We start from the raw sequence: 13,191 nt of genomic DNA, 5'->3' as shown, positions 1-13,191 counted from the left end.
TGTTTACCTGCTCGTCACGATTGAGTTGCGCAACGATCTCGACAATCTCCTGGACGATAATAGGCGCCAAACCCATGGAAGGCTCATCAAGCAGTACCAAAGTAGGACGCGTCTTCAGCGCCGGTATCGTAGAACCTGTTGCCGTAGATTTGCGCCGTGTCTTGATCGGAGCGAATGCGCGTTTCGAAGGCGCCAGCGTTTTTGCTTTCGGATTTGGACTTGGAGAAAGCATTGCCAAAACTACAGTCCTTCAGGACTTTGCCGAAGTTATGGTTGGGCTAGGGTTGTCACGGGCCGACTCCAGGGTTCTGGTGAATACACCAGAGCTTTGCAGAAGTCGTGCCCGAACCTGATTCTGTTTTATTTCAACAGGTTAGGAGATTTTTAAGAAAAGCACTTGTAGCTTCAGAACAGCAAAGTGTCTGTCCAGTGTTCATCGGCGAACAGTTAGATCACCACGTTACGGACAAACCGCGCAGCCACCGGCCCATCATTGCGATAACCATGGGGCTGGTTGCTAGGGAACATGTAGAACTCACCGGCAGCAATGTGCTGCGGCGTGTCGCCCAGCATCAACGTCAGGCAGCCTTCGAACACATAGATCTGCTCACTCCACCCCTCCGCATCCGGTTGCGACGGATATACCTCCCCCGGTTGCAGGCACCATTCCCACTGTTCCACCTCGCGGGTGGCGGTGGCCTTGGACAGCAAGACGGCTTTGCTGCCAGGAATTTTCCCGGCCCAGGCCACTTCGTTGATGCGGCTCGGGTCGCGGGCATCCGGGGCTTGAATCAGATCGCTGAACGCCACGTCCAACGCTTCGGCCACGCGGTCGAGGGTGGTCAGGCTGACGTTCTTCTCGCCGGCCTCGATGGCCACCAGCATGCGCCGGCTGACCCCGGACTTTTCGGCTAGCGCGGTCTGGCTCATGTCGGCGGCATGGCGCAGGCGTCGGACGTTCTGGCTGACGTGCTGGAGGACCGAAGCCCGCGGGGTAGAATCTTTGTGCACTATATTGCTCACTCGGTAGGGTTGGGCAGTATACTGCGCAACATTCGGCGCATTGTGCGTCGCCCTCAGGTAGCGCGCAAGGTCATGACGTCTGTGAACGCCTCTCCCACTTCTCCCCGTTTCTCGCGGTTCAGCAAAGCCGAGTGCGTGCTGGTGCTGATCACCATGGTCTGGGGCGGGACATTCTTGCTGGTGCAGCATGCAATGACGGTCAGCGGGCCGATGTTTTTTGTCGGCCTGCGCTTTGCCGCGGCGGCGATCATTGTCGCGCTGTTCTCCTGGCGTCACCTGCGGGACCTGACCCTGTTCGAACTCAAGGCCGGGGCGTTTATCGGCGTGGCGATCATGCTCGGTTACGGTTTGCAGACCGTGGGTTTGCAGAGCATTCCCAGCAGTCAGTCGGCGTTTATTACCGCGCTGTACGTACCCTTCGTACCATTGCTGCAATGGCTGGTGCTGGGGCGGCGTCCGGGGTTGATGCCGAGCTTCGGGATCATGCTGGCGTTTACCGGGTTGATGCTGTTGTCCGGACCGGCCGGCGCTTCCTTTAACTTCAGCCCCGGTGAAATCGCCACGTTGATCAGTGCGGTCGCGATTGCGGCGGAGATCATTCTGATCAGCACCTATGCCGGTCAGGTCGATGTGCGCCGGGTGACGGTGGTGCAACTGGCGACCACGTCGGTGCTGGCATTCCTGATGGTGGTGCCGACTCAGGAAGTGATTCCGGATTTCTCATGGTTGTTGCTGTGCAGCGCGTTGGGCCTGGGTGCCGCGAGCGCGGCGATTCAGGTAGCGATGAACTGGGCACAGCAGAGCGTTTCGCCGACCCGGGCGACGTTGATTTATGCGGGTGAGCCGGTTTGGGCCGGGATTGTCGGAAGGATCGCCGGGGAGCGGTTGCCGGCGATTGCACTGGTGGGTGCGGGGTTGATTGTGGCGGCGGTGATTGTGAGTGAGTTGAAGACCAAGGGTAAAGATCGCGAAATGATTGAGGACGAGTTGGAAAGCGAGCCCGTCGATTCAAATGAATGAGCATCACAACCGACGTTCAAGCTTCCAACTTTCCAGGATCAATCCGATCCCGCGCTTACTCTGGTAATGACCGGATAATGTCAGCGAGATCATCTCTGGTGAAGCCGTTGGATTTTATGGCCGCAGCCACATCGTCCTTGGAAAGCGGAAAGCGCTTGAAGATTTCCTTGAGCGTATCGGCATCAATATTTGACATCCACAGCGGATCGATAAACGAGCCTCCATATTCCGGCTTCATTGGCACTTCTTCGTGTGCTATTGCCCCCTTGTGATTCAAGTAAACGACATAGCGGTCATGCCCTTCAGGAAAGCTTTTGTCATGATAAAGCGTGGTACCGAGGGGAAGCACGTAGTAGTTTTCATCACCATTCGGCCCCTCAATAAGCAACGGCTCTTTAGTCTTGATCATTTCCGGGTCGTGGGCCCTCGACACATTTGATGCAATAAACGCCAGTGCAGCCGCATTAACCAGTAACAAAACACCCAACCAGCAAAACAACTTTTTATTCGTAAACATCCTGTTTCCTATAACGCCACGATTATGTCCTTGATCAAAATAATAACCTGTGGCGAGGGAGCTTGCTCCCGCTGACTGCGCAGCAGTCCCTCTTTGGGGCCGCTTCGCAGCCCAGCGGGAGCAAGCTCCCTCGCCACAGGTTCAGTGCCACGTTTGAGTGACGGGTATCAACGTCAGTCCACGCGTCAAAACGGCTCGGCTGTATCTCTCAAGACGTATAGTTCCTTAACTTTGCACGTGTACCTTATCGTCCGCAGCAAAGTCATATGGCAACTGTACGTGGGGCATCTTCGGATGCGCCGGGTGCCTTGAGACCGGTCCGTCAACCTGCGTGCAGTTGCCACCCTAATTTCGTTTGACGGCGATCTAGTGGCAGCTCTTGTTCTTCTCAAGGAGCTACACCCATGACCAACCCAACCACAAATCCACCCCCTTCGCCCGCTGCGACCACGTCGACCACCACCTCTTCGCCGTACAACCTGACATCCCGTTACTCGACGCCCTCGAACACGCCGCGGTCTACCTCAGCTGCGCCGAAGCCCTCGCCCATCAAGCCCCCTCCGCCACCCGCCCGGAACATAAAGCTTCATTACGCTGGGCCAGCCAGCAAATGCTCGGTACTGCGCGCTCGTTGGTTCAAGCATCCATCGACGGGATGCACGCGACCCAAGCGGGAGGTGATGTATGAACCCGCATATGCCGATGACCAACAATGACTGCGACATACCGGTGTTACTGGTCGCCACTCAAGCGCCGCTGGACGTGTTGCACAGCAATGCGGCACACGGTTTCTGGCTGTGACGCAAATGATGGAAAGCTTGGCCAGTCTTGATATCACTCAAGCCAAGGGGGCCGATGTGCAGCAACTCGCGCATGCTGCGGCAATGTTGCTGCGGGATGGGTGTGATGTGATGGATGTACTGGGGCGGCAGATTAGGGCGCAGCTCTAACGGTCGTCATTTGATCGCTTGGATTGATGTTGGCTGTCAGGGCCTCATCGCGAGCAGGCTCGCTCCCACAAGGGATCTGCTGTGTACACATAACCTCAACACAGCACAGATCCATGTGGGAGCGAGCCTGCTCGCGAAGGGGCCGGACCTGCTAAAACAGTCCTTTGAAACAATGTAAATCAGGCTTTTCCCATCTACCTTTGTAGGATTGTGCGACAGCTTGGCGTTTGGTGATCCGGGAGCTGGCACGTATGATGCTTCACAAACTTCCGCAGATTAGAAGCCTATGTCCCTGATAGTTCTACTGCTTCTGCCTTTTATCGGCAGCTGTCTGGCGGCTTTGCTGCCACACAACGCGCGCAATACCGAATCTTTGTTGGCTGGCCTGGTGGCTTTGATTGGCACCATCCAGGTTGCCCTCTTGTACCCGCAAATCGCCGATGGCGACGTCATTCGTGAAGAATTTTTCTGGCTGCCCAGCCTGGGCCTGAACTTCGTCCTGCGCATGGACGGCTTCGCCTGGCTGTTCTCGATGCTGGTGCTGGGCATCGGCACGCTGGTCTCTTTATACGCCCGCTATTACATGTCGCCGGACGATCCGGTGCCGCGATTCTTTGCGTTTTTCCTGGCGTTCATGGGCGCGATGCTCGGGCTGGTGATCTCCGGAAACCTGATCCAGATCGTGTTTTTCTGGGAGCTGACCAGCCTCTTTTCCTTCCTGTTGATCGGTTACTGGCACCACCGCGCCGATGCACGACGCGGCGCCTACATGGCGCTGATGGTCACCGGTGCAGGCGGATTATGCTTGTTGGCGGGGGTCATGCTGCTCGGCCATGTGGTCGGCAGCTATGACCTGGACAAGGTCCTGGCCGCCGGCGACCTGATTCGCGCACATGCCCTCTACCCTATCCTGCTGCCCCTGATCCTGATCGGCGCCCTGAGCAAAAGTGCGCAATTCCCCTTCCACTTCTGGCTGCCCCACGCGATGGCGGCGCCGACACCGGTTTCGGCCTATCTGCATTCGGCGACCATGGTCAAGGCCGGGGTGTTTCTGCTCGCGCGGCTCTGGCCGTCGCTGTCCGGCAGTGAAGAATGGTTCTACATTGTCAGCGGCGCCGGGGCTTGCACCCTGTTGCTTGGCGCGTACTGCGCGATGTTCCAGAACGACCTCAAGGGTTTGCTGGCCTACTCGACCATCAGCCACCTCGGCCTGATCACCCTGCTGTTGGGCCTGAACAGTCCGCTGGCCGCCGTGGCCGCCGTGTTCCACATCCTCAACCACGCCACGTTCAAGGCGTCGCTGTTCATGGCCGCCGGGATCATCGACCACGAAAGTGGCACCCGCGACATCCGCAAGCTCAGCGGCCTGATCAAGCTGATCCCGTTCACTGCCACCCTGGCGATGGTCGCCAGCGCCTCGATGGCCGGTGTGCCGCTGCTCAACGGCTTCCTGTCGAAAGAGATGTTCTTCGCCGAAACCGTGTTCATCAACGCCACGGCCTGGGTTGAGATGACCTTGCCGATCGTGGCGACCATCGCCGGTACGTTCAGCGTCGCCTACTCGCTGCGTTTTACCGTTGACGTGTTCTTCGGCCCGACCGCCACCGACCTGCCCCACACCCCGCACGAACCGCCACGCTGGATGCGCGCACCGGTTGAGTTGCTGGTCTTCGCCTGTCTGGTCGTGGGGATTTTCCCGGCGCAGGTGGTCGGCCCGTTGTTGTCCGCGGCGGCCCTGCCAGTGGTGGGCGGCACCTTGCCTGAATACAGCCTGGCGATCTGGCACGGATGGAATGCGCCGATGATCATGAGCCTGATCGCCATGTCCTGCGGCATCGTGCTGTATCTGTTGTTGCGCAACCAGCTCAAGCTTGGGCGTTTCAGATACCCGCCGATCATTGGCCGGTTCAACGGCAAGCGCCTGTTCGAGCGCAGCCTGGTCATCATGATGCGCCTGGCCCGTCGGCTGGAGCGGCGAATCGGCACCAAGCGCCTGCAAACCCAATTGTTTCTGGTGGTCCTCGCGGCGGTGTTCGCCGGGTTGATCCCGATGCTGCACAGCAGCCTGAGTTGGGGCGACCGGCCGAAGATTCCCGGCTCGATCGTATTCGTGACCCTCTGGCTGTTGGCGATTGCCTGTGCCCTCGGCGCAGCGTGGCAGGCCAAGTATCACCGGCTCGCGGCCCTGACCATGGTCAGCGTCTGCGGCCTGATGACCTGCGTGACCTTTGTCTGGTTCTCGGCGCCAGACCTGGCATTGACGCAGCTGGTGGTTGAAGTGGTGACCACGGTACTGATCCTCCTCGGTCTGCGCTGGTTGCCGCGCCGGATCGAAGAGGTGTCGCCGCTGCCAAGCACCCTGCGCAAGGCACGCATCCGCCGTATCCGCGACTTGCTGCTGTCGACCGTCGTCGGTGGCGGCATGGCGTTGTTGTCCTACGCGATGCTGACGCGCCAGACGCCGAACCACATTTCCTCGTTCTTCCTCAGCCGCGCCCTGCCCGAGGGCGGCGGCAGCAATGTGGTCAACGTGATGCTGGTGGACTTCCGTGGCTTCGATACCCTCGGTGAAATTACCGTGTTGGCGGCCGTGGCCCTGACCGTCTTTGCCCTGCTGCGCCGCTTCCGCCCGCCGAAAGAAAGCCTGCAATTGCCGGCCCAGCAACGCCTGCTGGCGCCCGACGTGGTCACTGACCTGGTCAACCCGCGCCAGGCCAGCGACACCGCACTCGGTTTCATGATGGTCCCGGCAGTGCTGGTTCGCCTGCTGCTGCCGATTGCCGTGGTGGTGTCCTTCTACCTGTTCATGCGCGGGCACAATCAACCGGGCGGCGGTTTTGTCGCCGGGCTGGTGATGTCGGTCGCCTTCATCCTGCAATACATGGTCGCCGGCACCCAGTGGGTCGAGGCACAAATGAGCCTGAGGCCGCTGCGCTGGATGGGCACCGGCCTACTGTTCGCCACGGTCACCGGGCTCGGCGCGATGGCGGCCGGGTATCCGTTCCTGACCACCCACACCTGGCATTTTGAACTGCCAGTGCTGGGCGACATTCACGTCGCCAGTGCGCTGTTCTTCGACATCGGCGTATACGCCGTGGTGGTCGGTTCGACGCTGTTGATCCTCACCGCCCTCGCCCACCAATCGGTTCGGGGTCACAAGACCGCGGCCCTGCCCAGATCCGTCGCCACCAAAGGAGCCGTCTGATGGAAGAAGTCATCGCAATCGCCATCGGCGTACTCGCCGCGTCCGGCGTCTGGCTGATCCTGCGACCACGGACATTTCAGGTGGTGATGGGCCTGTGCCTGCTGTCCTACGGCGTCAACCTGTTCATCTTCAGCATGGGCAGCCTGTTTATCGGCAAGGAGCCGATCATCAAGGACGGCGTGCCACAGGACTTGTTGCACTACACCGACCCGCTGCCGCAAGCGCTGGTGCTGACCGCCATCGTGATCAGCTTCGCCATGACCGCGCTGTTTCTGGTGGTGCTGCTGGCATCGCGCGGCTTGACCGGGACCGACCATGTCGATGGCCGGGAGCCTAAAGAATGAATGCGATGACACACTTGATCGCCGCACCGATTCTGCTGCCGCTGCTGACCGCCGCTTTCATGCTGATGCTCGGCGAGAAACACCGTCCGTTGAAAGCCAAGATCAACCTGTTCTCCAGCCTTCTGGGCCTGGGGATTTCCGTGCTGTTGCTGCAATGGACGCAAACCACGGGCGTGCCCGGTTCGATCGGCGTCTACCTGCCGGGCAACTGGCAGGTGCCGTTCGGTATCGTGCTGGTGGTCGATCGCCTGTCGGCGTTGATGCTGGTGCTGACCGGGATCATCGGCGTCAGTGCCTTGCTGTTCGCCATGGCGCGATGGGACGGCGCCGGTTCAAGTTTCCACGCGCTGTTCCAGATTCAGATGATGGGCCTTTACGGCGCGTTCCTGACGGCGGATCTGTTCAACCTGTTCGTGTTCTTCGAAGTATTGCTGGCGGCTTCCTACGGGCTGATGCTCCACGGTTCGGGCCGGGCGCGGGTGTCGTCGGGCTTGCATTACATCTCGATCAACTTGCTGGCTTCGTCTCTGTTCCTGATCGGCGCGGCGCTGATCTATGGCGTTACCGGCACCCTGAACATGGCCGATCTGGCGCTGAAAATCCCGCTGGTGCCGGAAGCCGATCGCGGCCTGCTGCATGCCGGCGCGGGGATTCTCGCGGTGGCGTTCCTGGCCAAGGCCGGGATGTGGCCGCTGAACTTCTGGCTGGTGCCGGCCTATTCCGCCGCCAGCGCACCGGTGGCTGCGATGTTCGCGATCATGACCAAGGTCGGCGTCTACACCTTGCTGCGCTTGTGGACCTTGCTGTTCTCCGGCCAGGCCGGGGCGTCGGCGTACTTTGGTGGCGACTGGCTGATCTACGGCGGCATGGCGACCATCGTCTGCGCCGGCGTGGCGATCCTCGCCGCACAACGGCTGGAACGCATGGCCAGTCTGAGCATTCTGGTGTCGGCGGGGATTCTGCTGTCGGCCATCGGCTTTGCCCAGCCGAACCTGATCGGCGCTGCGCTGTTCTACCTGGTCAGCTCGACCCTGGCGTTGAGTGCGTTGTTCCTGTTGGCCGAGTTGATCGAGCGCTCCCGCTCGGCCAATGAAATGCCGCTGTTCGATGACGGCGACCTGCTGCCCCGCCCGATGGAATCCCTGCAACCGCCCAAAGGCATCAACCTCGACGACGAACAGAAAGCCGTGGTCGGCCAGGTGATTCCCTGGACCATGGCTTTCCTCGGCTTGAGCTTTATTGCCTGCTCGCTGCTGATTATCGGCATGCCGCCGCTGTCCGGGTTTATTGGCAAGCTCGGCTTGCTGAGCGCCCTGCTCAACCCGTTGGGGTTGGGCAATAGCACCGATGTGCCGGTGTCGAACGCGGCGTGGGGTTTGCTGGCGTTGCTGATCCTGTCCGGACTGGCGTCGTTGATTGCCTTCTCGCGGTTGGGCATCCAGCGTTTCTGGACACCCGAAGAGCGGCCATCACCGTTGCTGCGACGCTTCGAATGCGTGCCGATCATCGTCCTGCTGGGGCTGAGCGTCGCGCTGACCTTCAAGGCCGAACCCCTGCTGCGCTACACCCAGGCGGCCGCTGATGCGTTGAACAACCCGCAGCAATACGTCATGGCGGTGCTGGGCACGCGTGTGGTGCCGAGCCCGGAAGCCAAGGCGGCGATGCTGGAGGTACAGCCATGAAGCGTCTGTTTCCGGCACCGTGGTTGTCGCTGGCGTTGTGGCTGTTGTGGCTGGTGCTGAACCTGTCGATGAGCCCCGGCAACCTGTTGCTCGGCGCAATATTGGGGTTCTGCGCGCCACTGATGATGCGCAAGCTGCGGCCGCTGCCGATCCGCATTCGTCGTCCGGGGGTGATCCTGCGTTTGTTCTTCCTGGTCGGTCGCGACGTGCTGGTGTCCAACCTCGTCGTGGCCTGGGGCGTGCTCAACGCCGGTCGCCGTCCACCGCGCTCGCGGTTCATCAAGGTCCCGCTGGACTTGCGCGCTGCCAATGGCCTCGCGGCGCTGTCCATGATCTGCACGGTGGTCCCCGGGACGGTCTGGTCGGAACTGGCGCTGGACCGCAGCATCCTGTTGCTGCACGTGTTCGATCTGGACGATGAAGCGCTGTTTATCGAGCACTTCAAGGCGACCTATGAGCGCCCCTTGATGGAGATCTTCGAATGAGCGAATTGCTGTCGAACGCGATCCTGCTGAGCCTGTTCATTTTTTCCCTGGCGATGATCCTGACCCTGATTCGCCTGTTCAAAGGCCCGTCGGCCCAGGACCGGGTTCTGGCACTGGACTACCTGTACATCATCGCGATGCTGATGATGCTGGCGCTGGGCATTCGGTACGCCAGTGACACTTACTTCGAGGCGGCGCTGCTGATCGCCCTGTTCGGCTTCGTCGGCTCGTTTGCCCTGGCCAAATTCCTGCTGCGTGGCGAGGTGATCGAATGAACGCGGAACTGTCTCTGTGGGTTGAAATTCCGGTGGCGATCCTGCTGGTGCTCGGCAGTTTGTTTGCGCTGATCGGCGCCATTGGCCTGGTGCGGATGAAGGATTACTTCCAGCGCATGCACCCGCCGGCACTGGCCTCGACCTTGGGGGCGTGGTGCGTGGCGCTGGCCTCGATCATTTATTTTTCGGCGCTCAAGTCCGGGCCGGTCCTGCACGCCTGGCTGATTCCGATTCTGTTGTCGATCACAGTGCCGGTGACCACGTTGCTGCTGGCACGGGCGGCGCTGTTTCGCAAGCGCATGGCGGGGGATGATGTGCCGGCTGAGGTGAGTAGTCGGCGCACGGAAAGCGGGAGTTAGTTCAGAAAAATTGTGTTGGATGTCAGGGCCTCTTCGCGGGCAAGCCTCGCTCCTACAGGATCGTGGGAAATCACCAACGTGTGATCGACCCAAAACCTGTAGGAGCGAGGCTTGCCCGCGAAGCTATTCAGATCCAGGCCACTGCCAACAACCCCGCCCCCAACACCACACACAGCGGCGAATACGCCCAGGTGTCGAGCCGGGCAAACTTCGAATCCTTGACCTGCTTGAAGAACCCCACCAGATTCGAATCACCGATCGCCCGGGCAAACATCAGCATCGCAATGGCGCTGATTACCCATTGCAGCGACCAGTGATGCACCGTCGGCAAGTACAAACCGACCCGCAGGCACACCAGCATCGCGATCAACAGCAATCCCACCGCGACCAGCAACGTGGCAAACCCCGACGGCTTGAACGCTGGCCTGGATTCCCCGCCACCCTCTGGCGATATTCGCGGGACCGCAGCCTCGCTACCCAACTTGCCGCCCGCCGCCCAGTACAGGTGGACCAGGCTGATCAAGAGAAAGATTGCAGCAATCCATTGCGCGACCATTAGGCTCATATTCAGACATCCAGCGTGAAATGTCGCAGCAGGATGAACCTCATTGAACGATTTTGTAAGGGTATTTGTCATCGACGGTGGTAAAGTGCCGCTCCATGAAACTCGCCCGAACTGACCGCACATTGATAGCCTGGATGCTTTATTGCTGCGTCCTGTTCAACGTGTTTGCCTGCAGTATCGGTCACGGGCAAATGGTCGGGATGCAACTCAATGGCGTCGGCGGCCAGTTCTGTTCGGTTGATCCGGCCACCCAGGCACCGGCCTCAACGAACACCTCCGAAGACAACCTGCCGACCCTGTCCAAAGCCTTCGGCTGCCCGCTATGTTCCACCGGCGGCATGGGCCCGGCGCTCAACTCCAGCCTGACGCTGGCGATCCTCCCGGAGCAACACAGCCCGCCCTTGGCTGTCGTCGCCAATGCCGACCTACCTGCCCGCCTCACCTGGCCCTCGGCCAATCCTCGCGCCCCGCCTTTCGCCTGAAGTTCTTCGCCTTTTCCGATCAGCCCACTGCGCCAACGCGTGGCGTTTGCCTGTGCGCTGTTTCCTAGACAAGTCTTCAGGATTCATCGATGAAACATGCTTCTTTGTTAGTAAGCCCGTTGCTGGCCAGCCTGTGCGGCTGCCTGTCTGTAAACGCCTGGGCGCAATCCACCGTCGACCTCGCACCCATAACCATAGATGGCGAAGCGACGGATGAGCCGGGGTTGAGCCTTGATCAATCCAGCGGCATGGCCTCGCGTCTGGGCCTGAGCGTGCGTGAAACCCCCGCCTCGGTGGCCATCGCCGACCGCAACGACATCGAGCGCCACGGCGCGCAAAACTTCCAGGACGCCGCCAACACCCTGCCCGGCGTCAATGCCAGCGCACCGCCGGGGTTCGGCGGGTTCATCTCCTACCGCGGTTTCACCAGCAGCCAGATCACCCAGATGTTCAACGGCATCAACGTCTCCAGCGGCCTCGCCCGGCCGGTGGATGCGTGGATTTACGATCGGGTCGAACTGGTGGGCGGCCCGTCGTCGCTGATCAATGGTGCCGGCTCCGTGGGCGGCTCATTGAACTACGTGACCAAACTGGCGACCCGCGAAGAACAAGCGGTCGAAGGTCGCGTCAGCTACGGGACTTATGACACCACCGAGACTGCGTTCGGCCTCAACCACGCACTCAGCGAAGCCGGCGCCGATGTGCAGCACTACGCGCGGCTCGATGTCAGCCACAACGCCGGCAATGGCTATATCGACCGTCAGGAGCGCGATGCCTGGAGCGTCGCGTTCTCGCTGCTCAGCGACCTGACGCCCAACCTGTCCCACACCCTGGCGCTGGAATATCAGGATGAGCACGAAGACAGTCCTTACTGGGGCACGCCGGTGCTCAACCCCAAGGCCGGCGAGCTGAAGATCGACAAGCACAATCGCTTCAACAACTACAACGTTGAAGACGGTCGTTACGAGCAACGCACGATCTGGGTTCGCTCGATCATCGACTACCGGATCAACGACAGCACCACCTTGCGCAACACCCTGTACCACCTCGACAGCCAGCGCGATTACCGCAACCTGGAAACTTACCAGTACAACGCCGACAACAGCGCGGTGAATCGCTCCACGGCGTATCAGGTCCGGCATCAGGGCGAGCAGAACGGCAACCAGTTCGAACTGCGCCATGACAACACGCTGTTTGGCCTGGACACCACCTGGTCTGGCGGTTTCGAGTACAAGATCAACCAGACCACCAACTCGCCGCTGAACGTCAAAGGCGCCAGCACCGTCGACCCGAACAACTTTCAGCCGGGGCACTTCTATGACATCCCCGGCACCCGACCGGGGTTCGTCAGCGACAAGACCAACGAGGTCACCACCAAAGCCCTGTTCGCCGAAAACCGTCTGGCGCTGACCGACAAATTGGCGTTACTGACCGGCGTGCGTTACGACGACATCGATCTGGACGTGACCAATCATCGGGCAGTGACCACCAGCAATCCCCGTCATTTGAAACGCAGCTGGGATCCGGTGACCGGCCGGGTCGGCTTGACCTACCAGTTCATTCCGTCCGCCAATGTCTACGTGCAATACAGCACCGCCGCCGAACAGCCTAATGGCACGCAGGATTTCAACGTGTCCACGGGCAAGCAATGGGAAGTCGGCAGCAAGTTCGATTATCTGGACGGGCGCGGTTCGGCAACGGTGGCGGCGTACACGATTGAGCGCAAGGATTTCGCAGTGACCGATCCATTGGACCCGACCCTCAGCATTCCGGTGGGTCAACAGACGTCGAAAGGCATTGAATTGGCCAGCTCGTTGCGGATCACCGACAAGCTGTTGGCCGAGGGCAACTTCGCATGGGTTGACGCGCAGTACGACGAATTCACCGAGAAGAATGCGGCCGGTGTGGTGGTTTCACGCAAGGGCAACACGCCGACCAACGTGCCGGACCGGGTCGGCAATCTGTGGCTGAGCTATGACTTCGCACCGCAATGGCAAGGGGGTGTCGATGCGCGTTATGTGGCCTCGGTGTTCGCCGACAGCGCCAACACTATGACGGTGCCGTCGTACACGCTTTACGGCACGTTCCTCAGTTACAAGGTCGACCGGCACACCACCGTCACCGGCCGGGTGCGAAACCTGACCAATGAGGTGTATGCCGAGTTTGCGCATGTGTCGCCGGCGTATTACCTCGGGACACCGCGGACTTTTGAATTGGCGGTTCAGACCCGGTTTTAAAAGCATTGTCGGAATGCCACAGGATCAGATGCCAGGCACCAATCCTG

At 60.3% G+C, this 13,191-nt stretch carries 13 protein-coding genes and 2 pseudogenes; 10 read left to right on the top strand and 5 right to left on the bottom strand.

The features are described from left to right. Position 1: 1 nt before the first annotated feature. The 3 genes and pseudogenes from ACA075_RS13090 to ACA075_RS13080 form a co-directional block, all read right to left on the bottom strand. Positions 2-121, bottom strand: a pseudogene (locus ACA075_RS13090) (ABC transporter ATP-binding protein); the annotation flags it as partial. Beyond that, positions 117-266 (bottom strand): annotated as a pseudogene (locus tag ACA075_RS13085) (SfnB family sulfur acquisition oxidoreductase); the annotation flags it as partial. The pseudogenes ACA075_RS13090 and ACA075_RS13085, both read right to left, overlap by 5 nt. Positions 267-447: 181 nt before the next feature. Further along, entirely contained in the window at positions 448-1,011 is a 564-nt protein-coding gene (locus ACA075_RS13080; protein ID WP_497298846.1) for a helix-turn-helix domain-containing protein, read from the bottom strand. Here ACA075_RS13080 and ACA075_RS13075 point away from each other — a divergent pair. After that, positions 1,006-2,043 carry a DMT family transporter gene (locus ACA075_RS13075; RefSeq protein WP_497298845.1) on the top strand — a complete coding sequence of 346 codons (1,038 nt, stop codon included), beginning with the start codon at positions 1,006-1,008 and terminating at the stop codon, positions 2,041-2,043. The genes ACA075_RS13080 and ACA075_RS13075 overlap by 6 nt on opposite strands. A 55-nt stretch (positions 2,044-2,098) precedes the next feature. Here ACA075_RS13075 and ACA075_RS13070 read toward each other — a convergent pair whose 3' ends face one another. Continuing rightward, on the bottom strand, positions 2,099-2,560 hold the full coding sequence (locus ACA075_RS13070) for a hypothetical protein (protein WP_497298844.1): 462 nt from the start codon (positions 2,558-2,560) through the stop codon (positions 2,099-2,101). 379 nt (positions 2,561-2,939) lie between these two features. Between ACA075_RS13070 and ACA075_RS13065 the strand changes: the two genes are divergently transcribed. From ACA075_RS13065 to ACA075_RS13035, 7 genes are all read left to right on the top strand, one after another. Continuing rightward, on the top strand, positions 2,940-3,248 hold the full coding sequence (locus ACA075_RS13065) for a DUF3077 domain-containing protein (protein WP_497298843.1): 309 nt from the start codon (positions 2,940-2,942) through the stop codon (positions 3,246-3,248). A gap of 548 nt (positions 3,249-3,796) precedes the next feature. After that, the gene (locus tag ACA075_RS13060; protein WP_497298842.1) at positions 3,797-6,715 is read left to right on the top strand and encodes a monovalent cation/H+ antiporter subunit A; all 2,919 of its coding nucleotides are present in this window, start codon (positions 3,797-3,799) and stop codon (positions 6,713-6,715) included. Then, the gene (locus ACA075_RS13055) at positions 6,715-7,059 is read left to right on the top strand and encodes a Na+/H+ antiporter subunit C (RefSeq protein ID WP_007986256.1); all 345 of its coding nucleotides are present in this window, start codon (positions 6,715-6,717) and stop codon (positions 7,057-7,059) included. The genes ACA075_RS13060 and ACA075_RS13055 overlap by 1 nt, the downstream gene beginning before the upstream one ends. Next, positions 7,056-8,741: a monovalent cation/H+ antiporter subunit D gene (locus ACA075_RS13050; RefSeq protein ID WP_497298841.1), complete on the top strand. Its 1,686-nt coding sequence runs from the start codon at positions 7,056-7,058 to the stop codon at positions 8,739-8,741. The genes ACA075_RS13055 and ACA075_RS13050 overlap by 4 nt, the downstream gene beginning before the upstream one ends. Then, positions 8,738-9,226 carry a Na+/H+ antiporter subunit E gene (locus tag ACA075_RS13045; protein ID WP_497298840.1) on the top strand — a complete coding sequence of 163 codons (489 nt, stop codon included), beginning with the start codon at positions 8,738-8,740 and terminating at the stop codon, positions 9,224-9,226. The genes ACA075_RS13050 and ACA075_RS13045 overlap by 4 nt, the downstream gene beginning before the upstream one ends. Beyond that, positions 9,223-9,501, top strand: a complete 279-nt coding sequence (locus ACA075_RS13040) for a K+/H+ antiporter subunit F (RefSeq protein ID WP_007935991.1) — start codon at positions 9,223-9,225, stop codon at positions 9,499-9,501. Before ACA075_RS13045 ends, ACA075_RS13040 begins: the two co-directional genes overlap by 4 nt. Beyond that, positions 9,498-9,860 carry a Na+/H+ antiporter subunit G gene (locus tag ACA075_RS13035; RefSeq protein ID WP_010459660.1) on the top strand — a complete coding sequence of 121 codons (363 nt, stop codon included), beginning with the start codon at positions 9,498-9,500 and terminating at the stop codon, positions 9,858-9,860. Before ACA075_RS13040 ends, ACA075_RS13035 begins: the two co-directional genes overlap by 4 nt. 127 nt (positions 9,861-9,987) lie before the next feature. Here ACA075_RS13035 and ACA075_RS13030 read toward each other — a convergent pair whose 3' ends face one another. Further along, positions 9,988-10,425, bottom strand: a complete 438-nt coding sequence (locus ACA075_RS13030) for a DUF3995 domain-containing protein (RefSeq protein WP_497298839.1) — start codon at positions 10,423-10,425, stop codon at positions 9,988-9,990. A gap of 95 nt (positions 10,426-10,520) precedes the next feature. Here ACA075_RS13030 and ACA075_RS13025 point away from each other — a divergent pair, with 95 nt between their 5' ends. Next, positions 10,521-10,907 (top strand): DUF2946 domain-containing protein, encoded by a 387-nt coding sequence (locus ACA075_RS13025; protein WP_497298838.1) that lies wholly within the window; start codon positions 10,521-10,523, stop codon positions 10,905-10,907. An 89-nt stretch (positions 10,908-10,996) separates the two neighbouring features. Continuing rightward, positions 10,997-13,144: a TonB-dependent receptor gene (locus ACA075_RS13020; RefSeq protein WP_497298836.1), complete on the top strand. Its 2,148-nt coding sequence runs from the start codon at positions 10,997-10,999 to the stop codon at positions 13,142-13,144. Positions 13,145-13,191: the final 47 nt, after the last annotated feature.

The organism is Pseudomonas sp. LBUM1663, from assembly GCF_059695905.1.
Note: the sequence above shows the minus strand (reverse complement) of the source record. Positions and strands in the feature narration are given on the sequence as shown.